Annotated in this window: 33 protein-coding genes and 2 tRNA genes; 17 read left to right on the top strand and 18 right to left on the bottom strand. The window is 54.3% G+C overall.

Going from position 1 to position 23,506, the window contains the following annotated elements; translation table 11 throughout:
• Positions 1 to 89 precede the first annotated feature (89 nt).
• The 3 genes from ACYOR7_RS04125 (at position 90) to ACYOR7_RS04115 (ending at position 2,321) form a co-directional block, all read left to right on the top strand.
• Positions 90 to 1,154, top strand: coding sequence for a DUF354 domain-containing protein (locus ACYOR7_RS04125; protein ID WP_294804086.1), 1,065 nt, complete (start codon positions 90 to 92; stop codon positions 1,152 to 1,154).
• A 31-nt stretch (positions 1,155 to 1,185) separates the two neighbouring features.
• Positions 1,186 to 1,284: transfer RNA gene (locus ACYOR7_RS04120), tRNA-Gln, on the top strand.
• Between the two features lie 50 nt (positions 1,285 to 1,334).
• Complete coding sequence (locus tag ACYOR7_RS04115; protein ID WP_479913182.1) at positions 1,335 to 2,321, top strand: 2-hydroxyacid dehydrogenase; 987 nt, start codon at positions 1,335 to 1,337, stop codon at positions 2,319 to 2,321.
• A gap of 2 nt (positions 2,322 to 2,323) precedes the next feature.
• On the opposite strand, the gene ACYOR7_RS04110 is transcribed toward ACYOR7_RS04115, so the two are convergent.
• The 8 genes from ACYOR7_RS04110 to ACYOR7_RS04075 all read right to left on the bottom strand — a co-directional run bounded on the left by ACYOR7_RS04110 (position 2,324) and on the right by ACYOR7_RS04075 (position 7,199).
• The gene (locus ACYOR7_RS04110) at positions 2,324 to 2,833 is read right to left on the bottom strand and encodes an acyltransferase (RefSeq protein ID WP_479913181.1); all 510 of its coding nucleotides are present in this window, start codon (positions 2,831 to 2,833) and stop codon (positions 2,324 to 2,326) included.
• Positions 2,834 to 3,103 carry a Trm112 family protein gene (locus ACYOR7_RS04105; protein ID WP_479913180.1) on the bottom strand — a complete coding sequence of 90 codons (270 nt, stop codon included), beginning with the start codon at positions 3,101 to 3,103 and terminating at the stop codon, positions 2,834 to 2,836.
• 4 nt (positions 3,104 to 3,107) lie between these two features.
• Entirely contained in the window at positions 3,108 to 4,067 is a 960-nt protein-coding gene (locus ACYOR7_RS04100; protein WP_294804098.1) for a Gfo/Idh/MocA family protein, read from the bottom strand.
• Entirely contained in the window at positions 4,061 to 4,981 is a 921-nt protein-coding gene (locus tag ACYOR7_RS04095) for a branched-chain amino acid transaminase (protein WP_479913179.1), read from the bottom strand. The genes ACYOR7_RS04100 and ACYOR7_RS04095 overlap by 7 nt, the downstream gene beginning before the upstream one ends.
• Before the next feature lie 36 nt (positions 4,982 to 5,017).
• Positions 5,018 to 5,629: a hypothetical protein gene (locus ACYOR7_RS04090; protein WP_294804102.1), complete on the bottom strand. Its 612-nt coding sequence runs from the start codon at positions 5,627 to 5,629 to the stop codon at positions 5,018 to 5,020.
• Positions 5,630 to 5,715: 86 nt separating this feature from the next.
• Positions 5,716 to 6,048: an AlbA family DNA/RNA-binding protein gene (locus ACYOR7_RS04085; RefSeq protein WP_294804103.1), complete on the bottom strand. Its 333-nt coding sequence runs from the start codon at positions 6,046 to 6,048 to the stop codon at positions 5,716 to 5,718.
• Between the two features lie 66 nt (positions 6,049 to 6,114).
• The gene (locus ACYOR7_RS04080; protein ID WP_294804104.1) at positions 6,115 to 6,612 is read right to left on the bottom strand and encodes an Lrp/AsnC family transcriptional regulator; all 498 of its coding nucleotides are present in this window, start codon (positions 6,610 to 6,612) and stop codon (positions 6,115 to 6,117) included.
• 137 nt (positions 6,613 to 6,749) lie between these two features.
• Entirely contained in the window at positions 6,750 to 7,199 is a 450-nt protein-coding gene (locus ACYOR7_RS04075; protein ID WP_294804105.1) for an Lrp/AsnC family transcriptional regulator, read from the bottom strand.
• A gap of 249 nt (positions 7,200 to 7,448) precedes the next feature.
• On the opposite strand from ACYOR7_RS04075, the gene ACYOR7_RS04070 reads away from it, so the two are divergent.
• The 5 genes from ACYOR7_RS04070 to ACYOR7_RS04050 are packed head-to-tail and all read left to right on the top strand — an operon-like array spanning position 7,449 to position 10,774.
• On the top strand, positions 7,449 to 7,988 hold the full coding sequence (locus tag ACYOR7_RS04070) for a hypothetical protein (protein ID WP_479913178.1): 540 nt from the start codon (positions 7,449 to 7,451) through the stop codon (positions 7,986 to 7,988).
• A gap of 41 nt (positions 7,989 to 8,029) precedes the next feature.
• Positions 8,030 to 8,512 (top strand): hypothetical protein, encoded by a 483-nt coding sequence (locus ACYOR7_RS04065; RefSeq protein ID WP_294804107.1) that lies wholly within the window; start codon positions 8,030 to 8,032, stop codon positions 8,510 to 8,512.
• A 39-nt stretch (positions 8,513 to 8,551) separates the two neighbouring features.
• Positions 8,552 to 9,532 carry a class I SAM-dependent methyltransferase gene (locus tag ACYOR7_RS04060; protein ID WP_479913177.1) on the top strand — a complete coding sequence of 327 codons (981 nt, stop codon included), beginning with the start codon at positions 8,552 to 8,554 and terminating at the stop codon, positions 9,530 to 9,532.
• A 44-nt stretch (positions 9,533 to 9,576) separates the two neighbouring features.
• The gene (locus ACYOR7_RS04055; RefSeq protein WP_148700934.1) at positions 9,577 to 9,828 is read left to right on the top strand and encodes an Lrp/AsnC family transcriptional regulator; all 252 of its coding nucleotides are present in this window, start codon (positions 9,577 to 9,579) and stop codon (positions 9,826 to 9,828) included.
• Positions 9,829 to 9,871: 43 nt separating this feature from the next.
• Positions 9,872 to 10,774, top strand: coding sequence for an SIS domain-containing protein (locus tag ACYOR7_RS04050; protein WP_294804109.1), 903 nt, complete (start codon positions 9,872 to 9,874; stop codon positions 10,772 to 10,774).
• On the opposite strand, the gene ACYOR7_RS04045 is transcribed toward ACYOR7_RS04050, so the two are convergent.
• A complete protein-coding gene (locus tag ACYOR7_RS04045) occupies positions 10,768 to 11,559 on the bottom strand; it encodes a sulfurtransferase (protein ID WP_294804110.1) in 792 nt (263 codons plus the stop codon). The two genes, ACYOR7_RS04050 and ACYOR7_RS04045, sit on opposite strands and share 7 nt — an antisense overlap.
• A 144-nt stretch (positions 11,560 to 11,703) precedes the next feature.
• On the opposite strand from ACYOR7_RS04045, the gene mntR reads away from it, so the two are divergent.
• A complete protein-coding gene (gene mntR / locus ACYOR7_RS04040; protein ID WP_366137289.1) occupies positions 11,704 to 12,090 on the top strand; it encodes a transcriptional regulator MntR in 387 nt (128 codons plus the stop codon).
• Between the two features lie 4 nt (positions 12,091 to 12,094).
• On the opposite strand, the gene ACYOR7_RS04035 is transcribed toward mntR, so the two are convergent.
• Entirely contained in the window at positions 12,095 to 13,915 is a 1,821-nt protein-coding gene (locus ACYOR7_RS04035; RefSeq protein WP_479913176.1) for an ATPase, T2SS/T4P/T4SS family, read from the bottom strand.
• A 117-nt stretch (positions 13,916 to 14,032) separates the two neighbouring features.
• On the opposite strand from ACYOR7_RS04035, the gene ACYOR7_RS04030 reads away from it, so the two are divergent.
• From ACYOR7_RS04030 to map, 3 genes are all read left to right on the top strand, one after another.
• Positions 14,033 to 14,374 (top strand): P-II family nitrogen regulator, encoded by a 342-nt coding sequence (locus ACYOR7_RS04030; RefSeq protein WP_479913175.1) that lies wholly within the window; start codon positions 14,033 to 14,035, stop codon positions 14,372 to 14,374.
• A 63-nt stretch (positions 14,375 to 14,437) separates the two neighbouring features.
• The gene (locus ACYOR7_RS04025; protein WP_479913174.1) at positions 14,438 to 15,136 is read left to right on the top strand and encodes a matrixin family metalloprotease; all 699 of its coding nucleotides are present in this window, start codon (positions 14,438 to 14,440) and stop codon (positions 15,134 to 15,136) included.
• 29 nt (positions 15,137 to 15,165) lie between these two features.
• Entirely contained in the window at positions 15,166 to 16,059 is an 894-nt protein-coding gene (gene map / locus ACYOR7_RS04020) for a type II methionyl aminopeptidase (RefSeq protein ID WP_294804115.1), read from the top strand.
• On the opposite strand, the gene ACYOR7_RS04015 is transcribed toward map, so the two are convergent.
• Genes ACYOR7_RS04015 through ACYOR7_RS03995 form a run of 5 tightly spaced genes read right to left on the bottom strand, consistent with a single transcriptional unit; the run spans position 16,056 to position 18,984 of the window.
• The gene (locus tag ACYOR7_RS04015) at positions 16,056 to 16,262 is read right to left on the bottom strand and encodes a hypothetical protein (RefSeq protein WP_294804116.1); all 207 of its coding nucleotides are present in this window, start codon (positions 16,260 to 16,262) and stop codon (positions 16,056 to 16,058) included. The two genes, map and ACYOR7_RS04015, sit on opposite strands and share 4 nt — an antisense overlap.
• The gene (locus ACYOR7_RS04010) at positions 16,262 to 17,431 is read right to left on the bottom strand and encodes a DUF1512 domain-containing protein (RefSeq protein WP_294804117.1); all 1,170 of its coding nucleotides are present in this window, start codon (positions 17,429 to 17,431) and stop codon (positions 16,262 to 16,264) included. Before ACYOR7_RS04010 ends, ACYOR7_RS04015 begins: the two co-directional genes overlap by 1 nt.
• Before the next feature lie 27 nt (positions 17,432 to 17,458).
• Complete coding sequence (locus tag ACYOR7_RS04005; protein WP_479913173.1) at positions 17,459 to 17,671, bottom strand: hypothetical protein; 213 nt, start codon at positions 17,669 to 17,671, stop codon at positions 17,459 to 17,461.
• 54 nt (positions 17,672 to 17,725) lie between these two features.
• Positions 17,726 to 17,989: a hypothetical protein gene (locus ACYOR7_RS04000; protein WP_294804119.1), complete on the bottom strand. Its 264-nt coding sequence runs from the start codon at positions 17,987 to 17,989 to the stop codon at positions 17,726 to 17,728.
• Positions 17,990 to 18,039: 50 nt separating this feature from the next.
• A complete protein-coding gene (locus ACYOR7_RS03995; protein WP_294804120.1) occupies positions 18,040 to 18,984 on the bottom strand; it encodes a coiled-coil protein in 945 nt (314 codons plus the stop codon).
• Positions 18,985 to 19,140: 156 nt separating this feature from the next.
• On the opposite strand from ACYOR7_RS03995, the gene ACYOR7_RS03990 reads away from it, so the two are divergent.
• Positions 19,141 to 19,536, top strand: coding sequence for a hypothetical protein (locus ACYOR7_RS03990; protein WP_294804121.1), 396 nt, complete (start codon positions 19,141 to 19,143; stop codon positions 19,534 to 19,536).
• Here the strand turns inward: ACYOR7_RS03990 and ACYOR7_RS03985 are convergent.
• Positions 19,533 to 20,231, bottom strand: coding sequence for a hypothetical protein (locus tag ACYOR7_RS03985; protein ID WP_479913172.1), 699 nt, complete (start codon positions 20,229 to 20,231; stop codon positions 19,533 to 19,535). The genes ACYOR7_RS03990 and ACYOR7_RS03985 overlap by 4 nt on opposite strands.
• Positions 20,232 to 20,311: 80 nt before the next feature.
• Between ACYOR7_RS03985 and ACYOR7_RS03980 the strand changes: the two genes are divergently transcribed.
• Genes ACYOR7_RS03980 through ACYOR7_RS03970 form a run of 3 tightly spaced genes read left to right on the top strand, consistent with a single transcriptional unit; the run spans position 20,312 to position 22,178 of the window.
• The gene (locus ACYOR7_RS03980; protein ID WP_294804123.1) at positions 20,312 to 20,992 is read left to right on the top strand and encodes a methyltransferase domain-containing protein; all 681 of its coding nucleotides are present in this window, start codon (positions 20,312 to 20,314) and stop codon (positions 20,990 to 20,992) included.
• Positions 20,989 to 21,696 carry a hypothetical protein gene (locus ACYOR7_RS03975; protein WP_479913171.1) on the top strand — a complete coding sequence of 236 codons (708 nt, stop codon included), beginning with the start codon at positions 20,989 to 20,991 and terminating at the stop codon, positions 21,694 to 21,696. The genes ACYOR7_RS03980 and ACYOR7_RS03975 overlap by 4 nt, the downstream gene beginning before the upstream one ends.
• Before the next feature lie 5 nt (positions 21,697 to 21,701).
• Positions 21,702 to 22,178, top strand: a complete 477-nt coding sequence (locus ACYOR7_RS03970; RefSeq protein ID WP_479913170.1) for a hypothetical protein — start codon at positions 21,702 to 21,704, stop codon at positions 22,176 to 22,178.
• 57 nt (positions 22,179 to 22,235) lie between these two features.
• Here the strand turns inward: ACYOR7_RS03970 and ACYOR7_RS03965 are convergent, their stop codons facing one another.
• Entirely contained in the window at positions 22,236 to 22,706 is a 471-nt protein-coding gene (locus tag ACYOR7_RS03965; protein ID WP_479913169.1) for a hypothetical protein, read from the bottom strand.
• Positions 22,707 to 22,840: 134 nt separating this feature from the next.
• Positions 22,841 to 22,917, bottom strand: a tRNA-Ala gene (locus ACYOR7_RS03960).
• Positions 22,918 to 22,994: 77 nt separating this feature from the next.
• On the opposite strand from ACYOR7_RS03960, the gene ACYOR7_RS03955 reads away from it, so the two are divergent.
• Positions 22,995 to 23,432: a bis(5'-nucleosyl)-tetraphosphatase gene (locus ACYOR7_RS03955; protein WP_294804127.1), complete on the top strand. Its 438-nt coding sequence runs from the start codon at positions 22,995 to 22,997 to the stop codon at positions 23,430 to 23,432.
• The last annotated feature ends 74 nt before the right edge of the window (positions 23,433 to 23,506 follow it).

Here is a 23,506-nt window from a genome sequence, read left to right as displayed (position 1 = left end):
GGACTGAGCTCCCCCGAGCAACGTGCCATATACGCGTTGTCATCAGTTAAAGAAAAGGTTTTTCACCGGCATAGGCCAACTTGCAGCGCTTGAGGATCTGGTTCGACATCCTGACTCCAAAACAGGTAATGTTCTTCAAGGATGCCGTTGCATCCCTGCGGGAAAAGGGGCACGAGGTCCTTTGCACATCGCGGGACTACCGCGAAGCAGTCGAGCTTGCGAGGATAAAGGGGCTGGACCTGAAACTGGTTGGCAGGCACGGAGGCCCCGAAAGGTACGGCAAGCTGGCAGCAAGCGCGGAGAGGATTGGCGCCCTTGCAGACGCAGTCAGCGGGTTTTCGCCGGATGCCGCAGTCACGTTTTCGTCGCCAGAGGGAGCAAGGGTAGCGTACGGCCTTGGCGTCAGGCACATCGGCTTTAACGACTCGCCGCACGCAGAGGCGGTGGCGAGGCTCACCGTGCCTCTCATGAGCAGGCTCTTGTGTCCCTGGGTGATACCGTACTCCTCGTGGACCGGCTATGGCATTTCAAGAAAAAACATTTCGCGCTATCGCGCCCTAGACCCTGTAGCTTGGCTCAAGCACGATTCTTCGCAAGCAGACAAGGAAGAGGAGGCAGGACGCGACAAGAAAACTGTGCTCATCAGGCTTGAAGAGAGCAAGGCGTCATACATTGCTGACAAAAAGCTGGCAAGCACGGCCCTTGTGGATGCCGTCGTGAACGAGCTTGCACAGCGCGCCGACATCGCCATTCTGTGCAGGTACAGCGACCAGATAGAGGAGGCAAAGAAAAGGTACGGAAGCAAAGCAAGGATAATCGAAAGCGTGGTCGATGGCGTGCCCCTGATAAAGTCGGCCGGCCTGTTCATAGGAGCAGGAGGGACCATGAGCGCCGAGGCCGCGCTCCTCGGCGTCCCGACCATATCGATAGCGCCGGTCAGGTACTACGTGGAGGACTACCTAGTCAGGTCGGACCTTGTGGCAAGGACCCGCAACCCCGGCGCGCTCGTACGGCTTGCAGGCAAGATGCTCAAAGACGAGAAATTCCGCAAAGTGCAAAAGAAAAAGGCAGAGCGCGCTCTTGCGTCAATGGAAAACCCGACAAAAAGAATGCTTGCGGCTATACTGCAGCAGGATGATCGTCATAAATTATAAGGACCCAGAATAAAGTGGAACTACGCCCGGAAGCCCGGTGGAGGGGAGGCGCATCCTCCCCGCCGAATGTAGTGGCCAAGCATAGGGGCCTTTGGAGCCCTTGACCCCAGTTCGAATCTGGGCCGGGCTACTCTTACTTTTTCCTAAAAATTCATAACATCTTGCACGCGATGGCACCACGTGGGAAAAAAGGTATACGTCACAAGGAGGCTCCCGGGACCCGCTCTTCAAATGCTAAATGGGTTTGACATTACTCTGCACAAGGGACAGGAGCCGCCCACGAAAAAAGAGATCCTGAAAAACGTCGCCGGCAAGGATGCCATCCTCTGTATGCTCTCCGATAGGATAGACAGAGAGGTCATGGACGCGGCAGGATCGCAGCTAAAGATAATCAGCTCGTACAGCACAGGCTTTGAGCACATCGACATCGCAGAGGCGACGCGGCGGGGCATCTATGTCACGTACACGTCCGACATACTTGCAGAAGCCACTGCCGACATTACCTTTGCACTCATTCTTGCGTGCGCCCGCAACGTCCTTGCAGGCGATAGGATAGTCAGGCAGAAAAAGTGGAAGGTTGGCTGGATGCCCGACCTGCTCCTCGGCCAGAACGTGCACGGCGCCACCATCGGCATCATTGGCCTTGGCAAGATAGGCACTGCTGTCGCAAGGCGCGCAAGGGGCTTTGGCATGGAGATACTGTACCACAGCCGCAACGGCAACTCGGCGGCGGAGCAAGAGCTTGGCGCCAGGTACTCAAGCCTTGACGACCTGCTTGCGCAGAGCGACTTTGTCACGATACACACTACGCTGAACGACGCAAGCAGGCACCTCATCAACAAGGAGCGCCTGCAAAGGATGAAGAGGACGGCGTTTCTGATAAACACGGCAAGGGGAGCGGTGGTAAACGAGCGCGACCTTGCAAGCGCGTTGAAAAAGGGCACCATAGCCGGCGCCGGCCTAGACGTGTTTGAAAAAGAGCCGCTGGAAAGAAAAAGCCCGCTTGTAGCCATGAAGAACGTCGTGCTCCTCCCGCACATAGGTAGCGCCGACAGGATGACGAGATCAAGGATGGCGGAGGTTGCCGCAAAGAGCATCCTTGATGTCCTTGTTGACGGAAAAGAGCCTGACCCAAAGTTCCTGGTGAACCCGCAGGCCCGGCGCTAGGGCTACGACTCGTCCCACTCTTTTTTCTTCCGGTCGTAATCCTGGCGCGTGTACGCTATCCTTGCCGGGACGCCCATGACCACCGTTTCGGCAGGCACGTCCCTAGTCACCACAGAGCCCATCGCCACCACGCTGTTCTTGCCTATTCGCACGCCCGGCCTCACCACGGCGCGAGCCCCGATTATCGCCCCGTCTTCCACAACCACTCCTATCATCTTGGGGCTCATGGGGTAGGGGTCGTTTGTGAAAGTGGCGCCGGGTCCAATAAAGACATCATTTCCAATAACGGTGAGGGGCGGGATGTATACCATGCCTTCAATCTTGACGTTGTTTCCAATCTTTACCCCATAGTCAACGTGAGCGAGTGAGCCTATCTTGACGTTGTCGCCCACGACGGTCTTGGAGCCGACATAGGCAAAGTGCCATATCCGAGTGTTTTTGCCTATCTTTGCTGTCTTGTCGACGTGGTTCCTGACTCCGGCGGCGTTTCTATAGATTTTGCCCTTGGCCATCTACAGATGCCACGGGTTTCCTTGCCTTAAAATTTTCTCAGGGATCCTGGCCCGCCACCTGCGCAAAAAGCCCGTGTCGCGCTCTTTGTTGCGCAATTCGTCAGGCAGCATGACGGGTATCTCTTCCATTATTGGATAGTACCGCCCGCATTTCGGGCAGGCAAGCACGCCTTCCTTCACCTCGTCGCCGGCGGCCTCTATCTCGACAAGCTCCAGAGGATAGTGCTTGTCTATCGGGCACGCCAGTATGTCAAGCATGGAGCGCTTCATTTTCTTATTTCAGGTCCAGGTATATCGGAGAGCCAGTATCGCTTGATAAAAGTGCTGCCTCTGCCACCTTGGTGACGTTCGTGGCGTCCCGCGCAGACACGGCCGAGTTTTCCTTGCCCTGCACGGCGGCGATAAAGCTCTTTAGTTCCAGCGTCAGTGGCTCCTCAAAGGGCATCCTGGGCGTGACCGTTTCGCCGGCGTTGTCTATCTTTACCTCCTGCGAGATAAAGTTGCCGGAGATTATCCCATCCGTGCAGACCGCGCTGAACGTGCGCACCTTCTTTGGCGTGAGCCAGTTGACAGAGATGATTGCGACCCGCTGGTTCGCAAAGCCCAGCATGAGGGTCGCAAAGTCCTCAAATTCGTGCACGTGTCTGCCGGCCCTCGCAAACACCACGTTTGGCCTTGCGTCAAACAGGAACATCGCCGTGTCGATGTCGTGGACGGCGGTGTCGAATATTATGCCTACGTCCTTTATCTTTGGCGGCATGCGGTTTTCGCGGTGGAACTCTAGCATGAGCAAGTCGCCGCACTTTTTGTCGGCTATCATCTTTTTCGTCTCGCTCACCGCGGGATTAAAGCGCTCGATATAGCCACAGGTGAGCATGACGCGCTTTTTCCGGGCCAGCTCTGCCATCTCGTCGCACTCTTGGGACGAAAACGAGAGCGGCTTTTCTACGAACGCGTGTAGGCCCTTTTCCATTACCTTCTTTGCTACTGCCGAGTGTGTGCGGGTCGGCGTACAGACCAGGCAGGCGTCGAGGCGCTCCTTGTCAAGCATCCCGTCCACCGACGAATACGGCGTCGCGCCGTGCTTGGTCGCGATCTCTTTGGCCCGTGCAGGGTCGAAGTCGCACACCGCGCCGAGGACTCCGAGTTCTCCAAGGACGCGGGCGTGGTTCTTGCCCCAGCCCCCTACCCCTATAACCGCTATTCTTGTATTGCTATTATTATCTACTACCATACAGGTGTTAACCAGCCCGTGTACTCCTTGACGCCACCGGTTACAACCTTCTCGTATGTTTGTCTTATGCTCTTTGACACGGGCCCTTCCTTGCCGGTACCTATCGCGTGGCCGTCGATGCTCGTGACTGGGACTATTTCTGCGGCGGTCCCCGTGAGAAATATCTCGTCGGCCATGTACAGTTCCGCCCTAGGTATCGGGCGCTCGGTGACTGCGTACCCCATCCCTCGGGCTATGGTGATGGCAGACTCGCGTGTGATGCCTTCAAGAGCGGAATCGGCAGAGTACGGCGTGAATATCCTGCCGTTTCGTACGAGGAATATGTTCTCGCCGGAAGCCTCGCTCACGTTACCGGCGACATCAAGCAGTATCGACTCGTCGTAGCCGTCCCGCCTACATTCCTGCGTGGCAAGCACCGAGTTCAGGTAGTTTCCTGCGGCCTTGGCAAGCGGAGGCGTCGTCTGGTCGCTTATGCGCCTCCACGACGAGACGCGGGCCTTCAGACCGTCGCCCTTGAAGTATTTTGCAAACGGAAAAGCGACTATGATGGTGTGAGTTGGAGAGTCTTTGGTGACGTTGAGGTCTATTCCGTGCAGGCCCACGAACGTGAGCGGGCGTATGTAGACGGATTCTTTCATCTTGTTCTTTTTCAAGAGTTCCACGGTCGCGTCGCCCAGTTCCTTTACTGAATGCGTGAGTGTAAGAGAGTAAACGTTTGCCGAGCGGTGCAGGCGCTCCATGTGCTCCTTCAGGCGAAAGATAAACACATTGTTGTCCTTGGAGCCGTAGCCGCGTATGCCCTCAAAGACGGCAGTGCCGTAGTGCAGAGCATGGGTAAAGACCGGGACCTTGGCGTCTTCCCACTTGACAAACTTGCCGTCAAACCAGATGTACTCGGCGCCCTTTTCCTTCATATTGGCAAGCTTTGTGGTGGCTTATAAAAATCCTACTTACTTGTATCCTTCCCGGGGAAACTTCATGCCCATGACGCGCGCAGTCGCGTCCTCCTCTCTTGCAAACCTCTCGACCGCGGACCAGTTGCGCTCGATGACTTTTACCACCGACGCCGGCACCATTTCGCGCCACGTTCCCCGGTCGCCTTTGTCAAGGGCCTCCCGGTAGAGCATGTCCTTGACCGACGTGGCAGATATTTCTAGCCTGTCGGCCTTGAGCGGGTTCAGGCGGTAAATCTTGAGCATAACGCGCTCGGCCTTGTCTCCAGTGTACGACACGAACTTGCCCTCCTTTACGTGCGACACTATCTGGTTTCGAAGCTCCCACGATTTTGAAGAAAGGAGCGGCGGCATGTATTTTGCAAACGGAGCGTAAAATGTATAGTCTGACAAGACAGAGACAGAGTCGCCAAATATCGACTCGACCATCTCCTTGCGCTGCTCAAACGAGAAGGGAAAGCTCCTCGTGTTCACCTCCAAGTTGTCCTTCATAAAGCGCACAGGAAAAACATAGACAGAGTAGTCGCGCTTTAAGGTCGATATTATCGATTCGTGCGCTTTTGTCACAGGGTTTAGGTGTGCGAGGTACAGGGCGGCGGTTCTTCCCATGCTCCGCTACCGTTAGACCGATGCCCATATAAAAAGTGGAAAAAGAAAACTCGTGCGTATATGCGTATGTGTGTGCGGCCTGCGGCTCAGTCCTTTTTGATCTCGATTTCAATCGTCGAGACGTTGCGCGTCCTTCCGTCCTCCGACTTGACAGTCTCGGAGCCAATCCTGACGTCGCCTATCTTGTAGCCAGCGCTTTCCATCCTCTTGATAGTGATCTGCGATACGTCAACGGCCCTGCCAATGCTCAGCCCCCTTGCCTTTATGGTGACCTTGGGCTGGTTTGCCAGCTGGATGAGCGTCGAGGTGACGTATGCCATGAGCGGTTTTTTGCCGATGTAGATTGTGTCATGTGGTCCATCCCTTGAACCCTGTGGAGCGCTTGAATTCTGTGGTGTGCTCGGTTGTGCTTCAGACATGAAACGTGAGTGGTCGCAGGGCTAATTTAAGCTATGACCGCTTGCAGATTTTTTGAGCAGAATGCATTAGCCCTGAGGCGACAGGATGGTTTCGATGCCGGCGTCGGTCGGTCCAAAGTCCCTTACGACTTCGGACCATTTCACGCACTTTACAGACTGGATGGCCCTTATGCCGTCCATCAGGTTGAGCAGCTCCCGGGAGTCTTTGTAGAAAACGGTGGCCACGATGTTTGCCTGAGGGTCGCCAATCCGAAGCGACGTGCTTATGATGTTCTTGCCAAAGCTACGCAAAAGTTCGGCTACTGCCTCTCCGCAATCCCCGTCAACGGAGATCATCAGGTCGGCCCTGCGCCAGTGGAACATGCTTATGTTTATGTAGTATTTCTTTTTTAGAATGGTGTGCTCAAGTTTCGCCCTCCTCCGCTGGATGGTCGAAAGCGGGCTGTCGTACTTGCTCGCAAGAAATGTGCTCTTGACTTCGGCATCCTTTATCATTTCCTTGATTATGCCAATATCGAGGTCATCTAGCACAAGTTTGTTTACCTGATCCGATTGTTGTGACACAAAATTGCGATTCTTCCCCAAGTTTGACATTTTATGTCAGATAGCAATTCATTTAAATGTTTTAGTATTAAATCTTTGTTGTATCTGATACCATATGTCAACCGGCCAGTCGCAACTGGTCAGCGGATGCAACGACTCTAGGACAGCGGGGAAATCACGTTCTTGTTGCGGATTGGGACGGCATACACTTCTTGCGACCACGTGACACGGTCTGTGCCGGTGATGTTCCATATCTTGGAGATTGTCTCTAGGACGTCAGTGCTGTCGCCATAGACGAACTCTGCCACGATGTCAGAGGTGCCCAAGTGGACCGCGACGGAGACTATTCCGTCGATTTCTGCAAGTTTTTGCGCGGCCACAGACACGTCGCTGCCTTTTACCGTCACGTGGATCATGCCCTTGTTGTAGCCGAGTTTTTTGTAGTTCGGCTCCATCTTGCTTTTGACGATGTCTTTTGCAAGTATCATCCTCGTCCTGCGCTGGACCGTGCTCAACGGCACCTTGAGGTCCTTCGATATTTGCTTGTTGTCGCGTCCGGCAACAAGCAGGCTGACTATCTTGAGATCCAGCTCGTCTATTCTTACCACAGATTTGCTATTTAGGTCACGGGCAAGGATAGTTTTGGTGTTTTTCCTCAACCCCTAGGGTATATTGCCCCATCCACATATACTTATTTGCCCAAGTATGCACTAGAAAGTGAGTTTTAACGTCATAGGCGGCCGCTGCCGACGCCTTTTGCATCGCTTGCAGACAGCCCATACGCCAAGCTCGACGCATTTCAGGCTCCGGACAAGTTTTCAGTTAAAATATCCCGCCGTGCAAGCATCACCATATACATGGCGCAGGAAAGGGTCGTGCTTTTGTGCGCAGCTCTTATCCTTGTAGCCGCGCTCATGGTCCCGGCAACCTTGGCCGCATCTGCCCAGACCGCGATGAGCATCGAGGCAAACGCACCCATAATCAAGGTCAAGCCCGGCGAGAGCGCCGTCAAGAACATAGTTGTATACGGCACGGGCGCCGACAACATGCAGATAACAGGCATCACCTTTGGAAATGGCGAGGGATATTTCCGGCTAGGAAACGCGCTTCCAGTGCAGGCGACGTTGGACCCTGTAACAGGCAAGCTAAAGGCCGAAGTGCCGCTGATAGTCACGCTACCGGCACAAATACAGAAGGACGCCGAATATCCCTTTACAGTCACCGCCACGTCCGGCCAGACGAGTGTGCAGGCAGACTCGCATGTCCTAGTCGTGGTCGTGACGGCGGAAAGGCCGCAAGACTCTGACTCTATTCTTACAGTATTGTACGTGGTGATGGCTGCAGGAGGAGTCGTGTCCATCATCATCTACAAAAAGATAGCGTCAAAGAGATCATAGCTTACTACAAATACGCCCGAGCTTAAACAAGCGGCAGGCTCGTGGGCAAGGAAAAGATCAAGTGGAAGATAGAGTACGACTATACGTATTACAAGGTCTACGACAACAAGGGAGCCCTTGCCGGCTATTTCTTCCCCCATTACGGGGGCAAGGATTCGGAGGAGGAAGAAAACGACGATCGAATAGAGAAAATGAACAAGAACCACGAGCAGGTGGCGCAAGGCACGCTCCTTGTCCCGATGGCCAAACTCGACCTCCTGGACCACGAGGAGGGAATCGACATCGACTATGCCATAGCGTCGCTTGACGCAAACCTCATCCGGACGAGATTCTGGAAGGACTGGCTTGTCAAAAACGCAAAAGAGCTGTCGCTCTACGGCGCAAGGGTTTACACCGCAAGAGAAGACCGCAATATGCTGTCTGTCGCAATCGGTGCATCTGGCAACATCACGCTTGGCGAAAAGGAGGTCAAGGAATTTCTGACACCGCTCCTTGACAGGCTGCACGAGGACGGCCTGCTCTAGGTTATATAGGGTCTACAGGCAGAGAAAGAGTGCATACTAATGAAGGCCCAGTTTGCGCACCATCTCGTTTGCCTGCAGCACAACGACAAGCAGATAAGGCTAGTGCTGGAGCCTCTTGCCGTCGACGACAAGAACGAGAACGAGTGCACTGAGGGTTTTTTAAAGTGCCCCGAGTGCGGCGCCCTCTATCCCGTCATCCAGGGCGTGGCAATCGCAGTCAAGGATTTTTCTTTATACGCTGCCGCAAGGTCGCAGACGTACGGCAGGTGGCTCCTTGGCGCCAGCACCAAGGAGATGAAAGAGTTCCTGAGGGAAAAGGGGAGCAAACTTTCGCCCGAAACTGCAAACGACAGGTACGAGGAGGGAGGAAGCTGGTTTGTCCCGTACAGGTGGACCCAGTACGAGCACACTGAGGAGGACCGCTTTATACAGCACATGAGGTGGCACCTGCGTCCAAACGAGGTGTACAACCGCGTGGTGCACGGCATAAACAACGACATGGACGGCACAGTACTTGACATGGCGTGCTCCATGGGCTACAGTACGCTGCTCCTTGCGCAGAAATACGCCTTTGCAATAGGAATCGACCTGTCATTTTCATTCATCAGAGAAGCACGCAAAAAGATGCAGGAGAAAAAGCTTGGAAACGTCGAGTTTTGCGTCGCTGACTCACTTGCCCCGCCATTCCACCCAAACAAGTTCGACCTCGTGCTTGCGATAAACCTGCTGGAGCTTGTCGACGCGGAAAAACTGCTTGCGTCTATCCACAAGATGCTAAAGCCGCACGCAAGCACCATCATAGCCGACCCGTACGACTATAACCGTGACCCGCCGCCGAAAAAATCGTACGACGGGCAGTCGTTCCGCAGGCTGGTCGAGGACTCGGGTTTTGAGACATTCGAGAAGAGCAGCAAGAACGAGTCGTACATACCATGGGTGCTCAAGGTGAACGAGCGGGCGTACCTCTACTACTTTGTTGATTATTTGAAGGCGCAAAAGAGGTCAAAGGAAAAGTTCTAACTTGACCCGATCTGTTTAATAGCACGCACTCTTTAACGGCGACTATGCCAACTGCATATGTGCTCATCAACTGCGATCTGGGTTCCGAGGAGGAGATAATAAGGGAACTGAAAAAGATGCCCGGGACGATAGAGGTAAGCGGAGTCTACGGCGTATACGACATCATTGCCAAGGTCAGTTCAGACAGCATGGAAAAGCTGCGGGAAACCATCACCTGGCATGTACGCAAGATAGACAAGGTGCGCTCGACTCTGACCATGATAGTGATAGAGGGCCAGGGAGAGAAGAAAAAGTAGCTGCAAGCCAGGTTTATTATCTCTCCATTTCTTTTCTGTTTTGTTGAACTCTATAGAGGCGATGGCGCAGGACATCGGGCGTCAGCTTGACGACCTTCCGCGGCTTGTATTGCCTGCACCTGCCGGAAATGTTGCATTTGTAGGGTCCGGCGACTCGTACGCTGCAGCTCTTGCGGCATGCTACCTTTCATCAGGCCGCGCTACGTGCTGGCGCCCGGCAGATGTCATTTCAGACCCCTCGCTGCTTGTGGGCCGCAGTGCGTGTTTTGTTTCGATATCCGGCAGGACTCGCTCCAACATCCAGGCTGCAAGCGCCGCAAGAAAGGCAGGCGTGCCGACTGTTGCAATAACGGCCGACGGAAAAAGCCCGCTTGCAAGTGCCTGCGACAGCGTTTTTGCACTCGACTTCAAGAGCGCCGGAAAGACATCTGGTACGATCAGTTTTGCAGCAAGCATGCTTGCCTGCACGCACCTTGCTACGCAGGGCAAGACGGGCTGCCCAGCAGACCTGAACGAAATCTATGCCAGAGCGTCAAAAGCGGCTGGAAGGCTTGCAGGCAGGGTCCGCACCGGTTCTATAATCATGCTGGGCGACTCGCTTCTCTTTTCTGTGGCTATGTACGGCGCGCTAAAGTTCAACGAAGTATTTGGCTCAAGGGCGCAGGCGTATCCACTTGAAGAATTCTTTCATGCGCCACTTTTCGGGCTCAAATGCAATGACCAAGTCATTGTCCTTGGTACAAAAGGCGACTATGTGGCACTTGCAAGGCGCGTCAATGGATTGCCTGTCGACTGCAGCGCATCTGTGCCCGTCGAATTGCTGTTTTATGCGGTATTTTTCATCCAACACCTTGTGCTTGCGGTTGCAAAGAAAAAAAGGCTCCAAGAGTGCTATTTCATGCGCAACAAAAGACTGTTAAAGACAAGCTCGAAAGTCATTTACTGACCGACCGGAAGGTCTGGCCTGTTGCCCCATTCGCCCCACGAGCCAAGGTACATCCTGACATTTCTGTAGCCGAGCATCTTTAGCACCACAAAGCTGTTTGCAGCCCTGTAGCCTCCCTGGCAGTAGGTTATCACTTCCGCGTCTTTTGGGATTTTCGCATACATCTTGGCAAGCTCTGCCTTGTCCTTGAAGGCCGCGTCCTTGACGTTGTCGTTCCAGTCGATGTTGACCGCCTTGGGTATGTGGCCAGCGCGCGCCGCCCTGATTGCTGACCCGTCAAACTCTTGCTTTGAGCGCGTATCTAGGACTATAGTCTTGTTCTTTTTTATCGCCGACTTGATCATATCATAGCCGGCGAGGATCTTTGGGTCCGGCCTGCCTGCGAATCTAGAGTGCACAAACGGGTTTGTCTTTTCCTCTACGGGCAATCCCTTTGTCTTCCACCCTTCAAGCCCGCCGTCAAGCATCGCCACTTTTGCGTGCGAGAAATAGAGCAATAGCCACACACCCCTTGCCGCAGATGGCCCCGAGACGCCGTCATAGAAAACCACGAACTTGCTCTTTGAAACGCCAATGTTTGACAGCAACAGTCTTGTCTGCTTGTTGAATTGCCTGATGCCGTCCTTGGACGTGTCTATCCAGTGAAACTGCATGAGGTCAATGTTGACTGCACCCGGCACGTGGCCCTGTGCATAGTCGGAAAATGGCCTTGCGTCCACGACAAGCAGGCTCCCGTCCTTTTTTGCAATGCGAGCATCCAGTCCCTCTGGAGATATTACGAGCATCGCTGGAAAGTTTTTTTACAAAGTTAATATTTATTTCCGTAGGCATGACCCTCATGTGGAGCCTCTATAACGTTGGTTAGGAAAAAGACGGTGCAAAAGGGCGACCGCCTAGAGTCCATCCGCGATGCGCATAACGTGGAAAAGATGGCAAGGACCACCCGCATGGAGGACTACCTCGAAGTGATATACGAGCTCATCCAGCACAAGGGCTATGCGACCACGGTCGACATTTCCAATTACCTCAACGTCAGTTCCCCAAGCGTGACAAAGATGCTCCAGCGCCTGAGCGAAAGCGGCCACGTCAACTACGAGAAATACCGCGGGATAACGCTGACTGAAGCCGGCGTTTCAGTGGCCAAGAGTATGCACGACAGACATGGCGTGCTTGCAGAGTTTCTCATGATGATAGGAGTCGACGAGGACACTGCAAACCGCGACGCGGAAGGAATCGAGCACCACCTGCACCCCGAGACCCTCAAGAAACTGGAAGAGTTTGTCAAGCTGGCCAAGAGCCAGGGGCTTGCCCGCTAGCACTCTAGCGCTTGCTCAAAAACAATCGCATCTCTTGCCCCGAGACGACCGCGTTGAACACCTGCTTGCCGGCGTCCGACCGCTTGTCTATCTTTACCCGCGCCTTTTTGCCCACCTGGCTGCTAATTACATACTCGTCGTCGATGTAGAGGTCGACGGCGCGCCCTATCACCTCCTCGTCTACTAGGAGCGTTATCGCAGAGCCGGACTCACTCACCTCGAACTGGACCTCCCTGCCAAGGGTCGGTGTCTTGACCTCGACGTCGATGTGGACGCCAAGTGCCTCTTCAAGCTCGTTTATCGTGGAACCACCCCTGCCGATTATCTTGGGCGCGGCCTCCTTGCTGACCTTGACCTGCACCCTGTTTTCAGAAAGGATGTTCACCTCGGCGCGCGGGTCGAACCGGCGCACCGCATCCATTATCTTTGACTGCGCAAGTTTCTTTATGCCAGACTCGTCAGAGCCGCTCTTTGTCTTTGACACCGGCACAACCACGTTTTCCTCTCCGTACGTGTAGATCTCGTACTCGACTGCGCCAGACTCGAAATCGCGCACCTCTACAAGCGGCCTTGCAAGATCGGCCTCGGTCATGCCGCTTGGCACCTTGACAGTCAGGCTCAATTCATAGACCTTGTCTATCCGCCCTTCCTTGACAAAGATGATGGTGTCAAGTATGTGAGGGATCATGCCAAGTTCCACCTTGCCCATGAAGCGCTGGACGGCGTCAAGCGGGCTTGAGGCGTGGACTACCCCCACCATCCCCACGCCGGCAAGACGCATGTCAGCAAACACGTGAAAGTCCTGCGCCCTGCGCACCTCGTCATAGATTGTATAGTCGGGCCGTACGAGGAGCAGTATGTCGACTGCCTTTTCAAAGCTGCCTTCAAGAGGTCCGTACTGCGTGACTTCCTCAGGTACTTGCAGGTCTCGGGGCGACTCGAACGTCTTGACTATCTTGCCCTTTTGCACGTAAAATTCCGCCAGGCTGCTTGCAAGCGTGCTCTTGCCAGAGCCGGGCGGGCCGGCGATGATTATTCCCTCGGCCTTGCCGGATAGCCTCTCCATCAGTTTCTCGCTTGCATTATAGTCGGCAAGGGCGAGCCGGACGGTCGGCCTTACTATTGTAACCTCAAGGCCGTCGGAGAACGGCGGTCTGGTTATCGCTATCCTGTAGAGGCCAAACTGTATGACCGTTGCGCCGCTCCTGCTTATCTCGACGGTGCCGGCGCCGCTCACCCTGCTTGCCTCGGAAATCTCTTTCACCATCTCATTCAGCTGCCCGTACGTGCTCTTGTCCGGGCCCACCTGCACCAACTGAAAGTTACCCGGCTTGCCTCTCTTTGCCATCGGCAAGACATTTTCTTTCAGGTGCACGCTCATGGTCGTTTCGTCAAAGAACTTTTCAAACGCAAGGTCTGCTGTTTTTGTAGGTGCCCGTATGTGGCGCGACTTTATGCCCTGCGCCTCTGCTACCAAGGCCTGCACATAGTCTGCAGTGAGAAGCGTCGCAGACTCGTTCATTGCCACATCCTTGATAATCGCGTCTATCCTGCCGTGCTTGGCAAGCCGGATGTCGTTGATGTCCGGCCTTGCGCCGGAGAACCTCACGGTTATGCTGCGCGCAGAAGCAAGCTCGCGCATCTTCTTTATCTCGGCAAGGCCCACAAAGCCGTGCTCCTTGTTGGTGGACGCCTGTGCCTGCAGCTCGTCGAGGACCGCAAGCGGGATTATTATCTCGCTGCCGGCTTCAATGTCGCCGGCTTCCAGCATCTTGGTTATCTCGCCGTCGATTATTATGCTCGTGTCAAGTACAAATTTTGCCAACGTGGTTCTCTCTCAGCTAGGGTTTAAAAAGACTGCCGACAGGGATTTTGTATCATAAAAATTGTACATAGGGATAATAACAAAGAATTTAAGAATGTTCAAGCATAGCCCTCTAGAATGAAAAAGCTCGAGGCAATCATACGCTCGGAAAAGATGCCAGTAGTCAAGGAGAAGCTGAGGCAGCTTGGAATAGGCGGCATGACCATCTACAACGTGTCGGGATGGAGCAAACAGCGCGAGCTCCACCTGCAGTGGAGGGGACAGCCGGTGGCCTACGACCTTTTGCCCAAGATAAAGTTCGAGATACTTGTGCCCGACGTGCAGCTGGACCAGGTGGTGCAGGCAATAATCGAGTCCTCGCGCACAGGCGAGTCCGGCGACGGCGTGATATTCGTGTCCTCAGTTGAGCAGGCGATAAACATCGCCACCCTTGACAAGGGCGACAAGAGCATTTCCTGAGAGAGATAGAAAAAAGAGACAGAGAAAAAGGCTAAAAGCAATAGCAGGCAAGGAACCGGCGTATTGCTATGTGCCCTTGCCGCGGCCGCCTTTATCGTGGCAGCGGCGGTCTTGTTTTCGTTTATCCCTTTTGCCGCCTTTGCCGCCCGCTATTACGAAGAGCAGACAGACTTTACCGAAACCAAGGTTCCAGCCTCTGGCTTTACCTGGAGCGACGGCTTGCAGGTCTGCATATTCAAGCAAGCCGGCGTCCCAAACTCGTACTATGTCTGGGCCAAGCTTGCTGTGCAGGAATGGAGGCAGGCATTGCGCGAGTACACAGGCAACGAGCAGGGGTGGACCATGACTGCACGCTATTCGCCAAGCGAGTCGCAGATGAAAGGCTGCAACGTCAAGGTTCACATCTATGATACCTACAAGGACTTTCCAGAATACCCAAATCAGACGGGCGCTTACACGGCAGTGCAGTATACGGGAGGCGACGCCGAGGGTGCAGACGTCTATCTCGCGCCAGTGGTGCTCCACGGTGACGGCAAGACAGAGATAAAGCTGCCAAACTATGCGTTCCGCAACTCTGCGGTGCATGAGATGGGCCACGTGCTCGGCCTCGGGCACATGGGAAAGGAAAAAGGCTACCTGATGTCGCCCGTGTTTGACTATTTCGACAACAAGGATCAGCTTCCGATAACTACTCTAGAGCTGTCTACGCTGGTAGGGCTGTACGGAACCGACGGGTTTGATCGCACAATCTCTATATTATGACAAGCCGGTTTAAGAGTCGAGAGAGAAATATGAACGCCGAGAGCTATCTAAAGGCAGGCAAGATAGCGTCGCAGGTAAGGGAGGAGGCAAGACGCAAGTACCATGTCGGCTCGACCCTTTTTGAGGTCTGCGAAAAGGTCGAGGCGCAGATACGTGCGATGGGAGCCCAACCGGCGTTTCCCGTAAACGCTAGCCTCAACGAAATTGCCGCGCATTACACGGCGGAGCCTGGCGACCAGACCATGGTAAAGGAAGGCGACGTGCTAAAGATAGACATCGGTGTGCATATTGACGGCTACATTGCTGATACGGCCGTCACGGTGTGTTACGACCCGAAATTCGACTCGCTTGTCAAGGCGGCCGAGACTGCCCTAGCAGAGGCGGTGCGCATGGCAAGGGCTAACACCAAGGCAAGCGACATTGGCCGGACCATCGAGACAATGATAAGCAGGATGGGGTTTAGGCCCATCCAGAACCTGTCTGGACACTCGCTTCAACAGTACACGATACACGCAGGCAAGTCCATCCCAAACGTCTGGACGATAGGCTCGTCGTTTGCGCTCCAACCGACTGAGGCGTATGCCATAGAGCCGTTTGCGACCACGAAGGACGGCATGGGAGTGGTCCGAGAAGGAAAGGTCCGAAACATCTTTGGGATAACCTCAAGAAAGCCAAGCAAGGACAAAGACGCTGATGAACTGCTGGAAACCATATGGAACCGCTACAAGACGCTCCCCTTTGCTCTCCGGTGGCTGACAGACGCTTACGAGGAAGCAAAACTTCGCAAGGCGATGGATGTGCTGGTAAAGAAAAAGAACGTCCACGCATACCCGATACTTGTCGAAGGTCATGGCAGGATGGTCACGCAGGCAGAGCACACGCTCATACCAAACGAAACCGGCTCGACAGTGATAACAATCTAGGAATTATTTTTGTCAGGCGGGTACTCGCCATAGATGGCGCTTGCCATAGTCGACTGCGAGCCGCATTTCTTGCACGGAGAACCAGAGTGGAATACATAGTCGCCGTCCTCAAAGGGCCGGCGCACCTTTTCTCTGCACGAGCCGCAGGTCTCCTCCGTGTATATCACGGGAGGGACTTCTTTTTTCTTGCCAAACAATATCATTATTGCGCGACCCCCATAGTGTTGCCTACGCCTATCACGAGCACGGACTGGCCCTCCTCGGTCTTGTCCTCGATTATCCCGTACACGGTGTCTGTCACTTTTTCAAAAGAATCGGCTATCTCTTTCCGCATGACGGTTATGGCGTCCTGCACCGACTGCTTCACTATTACGGCGTACAGTGGTATCCCAAACTGTGTGGCGACTTCCTCTATCTGGTACTTTTCCACGCCGATGCCACCTATTGCAGCTCCAATCCCTTCCGCCACGTCGCCTGTCTTTTCCCCTTCCAGTTTGAGCGCGGCGTCTATCATGACTATGGCATCTATCTTTATCCCAAGGTCGCCGACGAGGCGCCTTATGGCCTCGCCCGGCCTTCCGACCGTTCCCGACGGTCCCTCCGCCTTTAGCAGGCACAGTTTCCTGCCTGCGTGCTCGCTTTGCGCGTAGACGGTCTCCTTGGCGGCGGGCATCTTTTCCTTGCCGAGCATCATCCTTCCGACCACCATCGGCCCGATGCCGTCACCTATGGGCTGGCCCTTCTGGAAGGCGCCCACCGCCTTTTTCATCGCGGTGGCCTCTTCGATAAGGAGGGGCATCACCATCTGCAGCTGCACGAGCACGAACATGCTGGTCGTGCGCTTGCCCATCAGGAAATAGTGCCGGACCACCTTGTATATCATGTTGAGCGCTGTGGCGGCTTCAAGTATGTTCTCTATCTTGGACAGCTCGTAATCGTCGACTCCGGGGCATATCTTGCGGACCTCTGCGCGCATACGCTCGTCCTTTGTCCGAAGCACATGCTCCACCTTGCGCACGACTCCGCTTGGGTCCATGTCGACTGGCATTATCGTGAAATATTCGAGGAACTTGTCTATCCTTGCCGACGGGTCGGCAGCCTTGTCCTGAACCACGCTTTTGACATAGTCAATTGCATCAAGCCGGGCCCCATCCTTCATGTTCTTCAGCTTTACCAGCGACTTGGACACCTCGCCCAGTATCACCTTTGACTGCATCTTTTGGCCGTACATCATGAAAACCGGGATTATCGCAAGCGAGATGATGTACACCCAGACAAGCGGGTTTGTGGGGTCAAAGTCTTTGGGGTCTGTCAGCCCTCCAAGCTGCCGGAACAGTGCGGAAAAGTCAAGCATATTATCGTCGGCAACCACGGGAGGGCTGCAAAGAGCAATTAAAGGTTACTTGCGACTCTTGGAGGCAGGAGCGCGCTTTACAGACGGCTGCGCCGGAACCGCTCTTTCTTTTTCTTTCTTGGCGACATGGCACTCGCACGCGCACTTCATCATACGCATGTCAAAGGAGCAGTCGTGGTCTGGGCCGCACGATTCGCCTACCGGCCACTCGCCTGGGCAGTCTACGTGCCTGTCGCGCTTGCAAAAAAACGTCAGCATTATGTTGTGTCCACGTGCTGTTGCCCAAAAGCCGATTTAATGTTTTTGCTTGGCTCAGAACTGAATGTTGAACAGCTGCGGAGCGTATATCGAGCCTTTCCGCACGCGCTTTACCCTCGCAACTGACAAGTAGTGCGGCCAGATGGTCGCCATGATGCTTCCTTCAGGCACGCCGACTGGGTCAAGGAGCACCACGATGTCGCCCTCGCTCACGCCCCGCTCGACCAGCTTTTCCTTTGAAATCGCAATGAGGTCGTCGGGCATACCCGAGCTATACAGGTAGACCTTGCCCGTGTATTCCAGTTTGTCTTCTGACATTCGTGTGTTTGTTTGATGAGGCTGGCACAAAAATGTTTGTTTGTTTTTGCCTATTCCTGCGCGGAATCGCCGAATATCAGCTTCATTTCGTCAAACGTCAGTTTCTCACCCGAAGACATCTTTTTCATCGCCGCCTCCTTTAGCGCGTTCCAGCGTTCCTGGTATTCCTTGTCGCGCCTTACGCGTTCCTGCATGGCCTCTTGGCGTGCGACCCTGCGCTCTTCCATTTCCTTTGTCTTCTTTTGGCGGGTTTCGCTCTGCGCCATACGGTTCTTCTTGAACGCAATGGCGTTAAGTTGCGTCTCTATCATTTCGAGTTTTGCCGCCGCCTCGCGCACGCCGTGGATGACCTGCCTGCGCTCCTCATAGAGCGCCTCGCGCGTGTTCACCAGGCCCTCGATGCTCTCCTTGAGCTTGCCTATCTTGTTGCCGAACTCCTCCTTCTGGCGGAAGATCTTGTTTATCCGGCCCTTCAGCTCGTCGTAGTGGGTAGACATCTCGCGGTACTGGTCCTCCTTTTTGTGCATCATCTTTAGAGTGTGAAGTTTCGTTGCGATCTCTTTTGAACGTGCGACCAGCTTGCGCTCCTCGTCCTTCGAGAGCTTTTTGGTTTGTATGTCGCGCTCTATCTGCTCAAGCGCCTTTGTGAGGCCGTGGATTTCGTTTCTGTCCTTACGAGACTTGGCCTGTCCGACCTTGTCGTCCAGCGACTTCATCTGGTTCTTGGCCTCGATCAGGCTGTTGCGCATTTCGACAAACTTGGGATAATCGGCATCCTTCTCCTCGTTGACGCCCTTGAGCTTGGTACGCAGCTCGTCAAGCTGCATCCTCTCCTCGTCTATCTGCTTCTTGACGGCTTCAAGCCGCGTATTTATTTCCTCTATCTTCTTGTCGCCCTGCTTTTGCTCGTCGACCACCGTCTTCTTGAACTCTAGCAGTGTCTTCATGTTCGGATCCGATTCGGGATTGTTGTTTGCTGTTGTTGCTGTGCTCAATGTAGAGATTGCACCATCATTATTATCATGAGGGAGTTACCCACGTCAAGTAAGGGGTTGTATTAACACCAAAAATATATTTTTTGTTATTTCTCTGCACGCCAGAGGGTACGCACCACATCTTTATATTGCATGAGGCCGTAAAAAACCTTAGCGATGGATGATTTTGAGAAGGAGTACCCCGGCTTTGACTGGAAAAACACGCCGGCGTACAAGCACCCAGGCGGCAAGGACTGCCCCTGCCCCAAGCACGAGTACATAAGGGAGCAGATGAGAGTCGCCCAGACGGTGAGCGAGAGCAATAAGGACGTGCCTCCGGAGCAGCGCCAGCAGGGCAAAATCACGCTCAAGTTCTGCCCCGACCACTATGACGTCTATTTCAACGAGGTCATACCGGCGATGCCTTTCAAGTACCGCTTCATGACCAAAGTCGCGCTGAAACTGGGCGCAATTACGATACAAAAGCTGACCTATATGCAGTCGGACCAGTGCTTTTACTGCAAGTTCGGTTCTGGCGGCTTTGACAAAAAGACAGAGCTTCCGCCCATCTAGCCGATAACACCCGACGAGTCGAGTATCATGTTCCGCAGGGCGGTCCTGCCGTCGGCGGAAAAGCCGAAGGTGAGTATGTTCCTTATGACAAGCGACAGGTAGGGGAGGCTCTTTCCTGACTGCAGGCGATAGCCCCTGTAGAATGCCTGCTCTATTTCGCAGTAATTTGGGAGGTCTATGACGCTTGCAAGGAACGAGCCGGCGTCCATGCTCCTTGCAAACGCAGAACGGCTCTTTTGTATGAACGCAAGGTCAGTGCGCAGGAGGGACTCGCCCCGCACGAGAAAGTTCTGTGCCTTGTTATCGGTAAACGCAAGGCCGGCCGCGTGGGCAAGGGCGGTGAGCCGGCCTGCCTCCTGCGCAAGGCCGGGGCGGGCACCCGTCGCAATTGCCCTGTACAGGTCGCCCCCGTCCACGTACTCTTCGACCAGCTCGTCTTTGTTCGTTGAAACGAGGCGGGGGGTAGGTATGCCGGCTCTTTCAAGCGCGCTGCGCATCCCTTGGCCTTCGTTTCTTGAAATGTCGCCGGCGGCAGGGGGTGCCGACGGATGGGCAAGGAAAATCGAGATGAACGTGTAGGTGCAGAGCAGGATGTATTCGTGGAAGCCCTTTGTGGGCTTGTTGCGCTTGACCACCACCCTGCGGCCGTCGCGCTCTTGCACCGATATGTCGCGCTGCCAGTTGACAAAATACACACTTCACGTTTGTGCGCACTGCATAATTACTTGTCGCAGCCGCTATTCAAAATAGCAAGGTATGCGAGATATATAGCACAGTGCTGGTCCAACACAAAGGCCACGCAATCGCAAGGAAATTCTTTAATTCGTACACCGCGCCAAGCTACGACCTTGTGGTCAGGACGACGACTTTTGGCCGCGATAAAGCATGGAAGCGCCACATCCTGTCAGAGATAAGCACAAGCAAGAAGATCCTGGACCTTGCCTGCGGGACGGGCATTCTCTCCTCCATGGCAGGCGCGGAGGACAGAGACAGGTCTGTTGTCGGCCTGGACCTCACGTTTGAATACCTCCAGATGGCGCGCAAGAAGATTCCGCTTGCCTCCGTGCAGGCGACTGCAGAGGCCATCCCCTACAAAAATGGGGCGTTTGACGCGGTAGTGTCGTCGTACCTTGCCAAGTATGTCGACTTGCAGGCGCTGGCAGGCGAGTGCTGGCGCGTGCTTGCGCCGGGCGGGATTGCAGTCTTTCACGATTTCACCTGTCCAGAAAACTCTGCCATGTACGGGCTATGGGAACTGTATTTTACGGTATTGAGGGCCGCAGGTGTGTTTGCGCTTTCGTGGAAGAGCGTGTTCTGCGACCTTGACAGGGTGATATGCGAGTCGCGCTGGACCGATGCGCTTGTGCAGGCGCTAGAGGGGCGCGGCTTTGAAGGCATCAGGTGCAGGCGCTACACGCTTGGCACGGCAGGCATAGTGGTGGCGAAAAAGCCGTGACAGAGAGCCGCATGAACGAGTGGTTCGTGCCGAGATTCGGTCCGCCGAGGTTCCGAGCGTTCGTGGGCCTGCTTTTCCTTCCTTACACCGGCATGTGCGTCGCCTTTACGCTGGTCGGCGCCATGCTTGCCCCCGACGTGCAGTGGGACAGGGCAGGCGCAATCGCCCTCATCTACGCGCTGGCGCTCGGAGTAGGTGCGCACACAGCCGATGCCATCGGGTCGAAAAAGGAAAAGCCATGGGGCGCGTACTTTACGCGCAGGCAGATGATTGTGCTGCTGGTCCTTTCGCTTGCCGGCGCATACACCATCGGCATCTATTACATCATCTTGTATGTGCCTGCGCTTGCAGTAATAGCAATCCTTGAAGGATTCCTGCTCTTTGCGTACAACTTTGAGATCTTGGGAGGGAGGTTCCACACCAACTTTTGGTTCGCAGTGTCCTGGGGCGCCCTTCCAGTCATGGCAGGCTATGTCATCCAGACTGGCGACAACATCGTTTCTTTGGCGCCGGTTGCAGCCGCCACAGGCGCGGGCCTCGCAAGCATGGCGGAGATAAGGATGTCACGGCCCTACAAACAGCTAAAGAAAGAAGGCGGCAACCCCGCCATTGCAAAGAGGCTTGAAGGTAGACTAAAGTTTTTGAGCCTTGCCACAATCGCGTTTTCTCTGGCACTTGTTGCCGCAAGGGCGGTCGCAGGATGACGACGATGATGATGAAAAAAGAAGAGATGGGCAACTTTGGGAGCAGGGTCCTGAAAATGATGGCCGCGCTAGAGCGCAGGGGTGCAACCCTGAGCACGGAGCAAAAGATCCTGCTTGCCGAGACGGGCACGGTGGAGCAGGTGCTCAGCATACTCACGGGATCGGCGGTGGAGGTAAAGGTAGTCAGGCAGGCCATTTATGACGGCGTCATTAGGCGCGAAGTCGTAATTTCTTCTGCAAACGGCAGGACACTCGTGCGCGCTAGGTCCAAAATCTACTGCAAGTTCCTGCCGGCGCAAATCGTGCGCAAGTTAATGCAGGGAAAGGGAGGGATTGGCACAATCATACACAACGCAGGGCTTGAAACATGCCGCAGGCTGGTCCGGTTCGGCCTTGGCCGTGACGGGCATCCCTACCGCGTGTACAGTATAGTGCACCGTGGAAAAACGGCGTTTGAGATAAGGGAGGACATCTTGATCTAGGCAGGGCTTGCGGGCTCTTTCACTTTGGACCACATGTCCCGCAGCATTACATAGGGATCATGCTACGGTTATGGATGTCTCGGCAGTGCCGCTCTTGGCTGTATCAAACGGCTTGGTCAGGCCGGTTCCAAGGACCGTTATCACTAGCTGAAAATCGCCGGAGTTGTCAAACGTTACCTTTTGGACGGCTTTTCCCATGTGCACGTGTTGATCCGTTAGCGATGTGACCGTGTTGCCGCTAGCATCCTTTACTTCGAGATTATAGTTCACATGCTCCAACAAAGCACCCGAAGAAGGGTCCTGAAAGTTGATGCTAAATTCAGTGTCCTTGCCCTGCTGTATCTCTTTTGGCGACCAGTCTACGACGATGCCTACCGATCCGTTGTCGGTCTTTAAATTTACGGGTGGAGCGGAAGGAGTCGTTGTTGTTGCAGCCAGTGCAGGAGAGAATCCGGAGCCTATTGCGGCAAGTCCCGTTACAAGGATGGCAAAAGACAGAACAACAATGCCTTGTTTTGTACCTTTCATGAGAAAGTATCTTTGATCGTTCTTATAGGATTGTCGATGTCTCCGCAGCTACTATTCTTTCGCGAAATTTGATAAAGATGCATATACGTACATACGCGCTCAAGCCAACTGCACATACTACAGGATTAGAAACATGGTGGACCGGGTGGGATTTGAACCCACGACCTCAGCAATGCCAATGCCGTATCCTACCGGACTAGACGACCGGCCCAACCTTGTTGTTCAGTCCGTCAGTCGATATTAATATGTTTAAACAATAAAAACAAACTATTATTATTGGCAGCAGCCTTGAAAACAGACGTACGCAAAGTGGCACTTGAGCAGTCAGTTGGCGCTGTGGTAAAATTCATGCCGGAAGATACTGCCGCAGAGTTTCTGCTGCTTAGAAACAGGCGCGGGTTCTGGGGCTTTCCGCAGGGCCACAAGGAAAAAGGAGAGACTGATATCCAGACGCTTGTCCGCGAAGTAAAGGAGGAGACAGGGATAAGCGAGATCAAGGTCCATACGTACATAGGCAAGATAACCTACTCGTACTTCAAAGGCGACGGTATGCGCTCTGAAAAGCAGGTGAGTTTCTATTTCGCCACCACGCCCACGAGAGAGATAAAGATCTCTGAAGAGCACGCGGACTCGCGGTGGGCGACGCTCAAGGATGCTTTCTTGCTTTTGGACCACGCGAAACTGCGACAGATCCTCGACAGGGGGCACCAGAAGGGCCTCTACTAACTGTCAGAGTGGAAAATAGGGTAATAGATTTATTTATAGCCGAGCACGCACGAGTAAACGCATAAGATGGTAGT

It is taken from the genome of Candidatus Nitrososphaera sp. 86-2 (assembly GCF_056726185.1).
The sequence above is the reverse complement of the archived record's forward strand: the minus strand, read 5'-3'. Positions and strand labels throughout refer to the sequence as shown.

Coding starts and splice junctions, on each gene's coding strand:
- ACYOR7_RS03970 (WP_479913170.1), top strand. CDS start 21,702: ATGATGATGAAAAAAGAAGAGATGGGCAACTTTGGGAGCAGGGTCCTG.
- ACYOR7_RS04100 (WP_294804098.1), bottom strand. CDS start 4,067: ATGGTAGTAGATAATAATAGCAATACAAGAATAGCGGTTATAGGGGTA.
- ACYOR7_RS04015 (WP_294804116.1), bottom strand. CDS start 16,262: ATGATATTGTTTGGCAAGAAAAAAGAAGTCCCTCCCGTGATATACACG.
- ACYOR7_RS04090 (WP_294804102.1), bottom strand. CDS start 5,629: ATGGGAAGAACCGCCGCCCTGTACCTCGCACACCTAAACCCTGTGACA.
- ACYOR7_RS04000 (WP_294804119.1), bottom strand. CDS start 17,989: ATGTCAGAAGACAAACTGGAATACACGGGCAAGGTCTACCTGTATAGC.
- map (WP_294804115.1), top strand. CDS start 15,166: ATGAACGCCGAGAGCTATCTAAAGGCAGGCAAGATAGCGTCGCAGGTA.
- ACYOR7_RS04005 (WP_479913173.1), bottom strand. CDS start 17,671: ATGCTGACGTTTTTTTGCAAGCGCGACAGGCACGTAGACTGCCCAGGC.
- ACYOR7_RS04105 (WP_479913180.1), bottom strand. CDS start 3,103: ATGAAGCGCTCCATGCTTGACATACTGGCGTGCCCGATAGACAAGCAC.
- ACYOR7_RS04070 (WP_479913178.1), top strand. CDS start 7,449: ATGGCGCAGGAAAGGGTCGTGCTTTTGTGCGCAGCTCTTATCCTTGTA.
- ACYOR7_RS04095 (WP_479913179.1), bottom strand. CDS start 4,981: ATGAAGGAAAAGGGCGCCGAGTACATCTGGTTTGACGGCAAGTTTGTC.
- ACYOR7_RS04045 (WP_294804110.1), bottom strand. CDS start 11,559: ATGCTCGTAATATCTCCAGAGGGACTGGATGCTCGCATTGCAAAAAAG.
- mntR (WP_366137289.1), top strand. CDS start 11,704: ATGGCAAGGACCACCCGCATGGAGGACTACCTCGAAGTGATATACGAG.
- ACYOR7_RS04030 (WP_479913175.1), top strand. CDS start 14,033: ATGAAAAAGCTCGAGGCAATCATACGCTCGGAAAAGATGCCAGTAGTC.
- ACYOR7_RS04085 (WP_294804103.1), bottom strand. CDS start 6,048: ATGTCTGAAGCACAACCGAGCACACCACAGAATTCAAGCGCTCCACAG.
- ACYOR7_RS04110 (WP_479913181.1), bottom strand. CDS start 2,833: ATGGCCAAGGGCAAAATCTATAGAAACGCCGCCGGAGTCAGGAACCAC.
- ACYOR7_RS04060 (WP_479913177.1), top strand. CDS start 8,552: ATGAAGGCCCAGTTTGCGCACCATCTCGTTTGCCTGCAGCACAACGAC.
- ACYOR7_RS03990 (WP_294804121.1), top strand. CDS start 19,141: ATGGATGATTTTGAGAAGGAGTACCCCGGCTTTGACTGGAAAAACACG.
- ACYOR7_RS04055 (WP_148700934.1), top strand. CDS start 9,577: ATGCCAACTGCATATGTGCTCATCAACTGCGATCTGGGTTCCGAGGAG.
- ACYOR7_RS03965 (WP_479913169.1), bottom strand. CDS start 22,706: ATGAAAGGTACAAAACAAGGCATTGTTGTTCTGTCTTTTGCCATCCTT.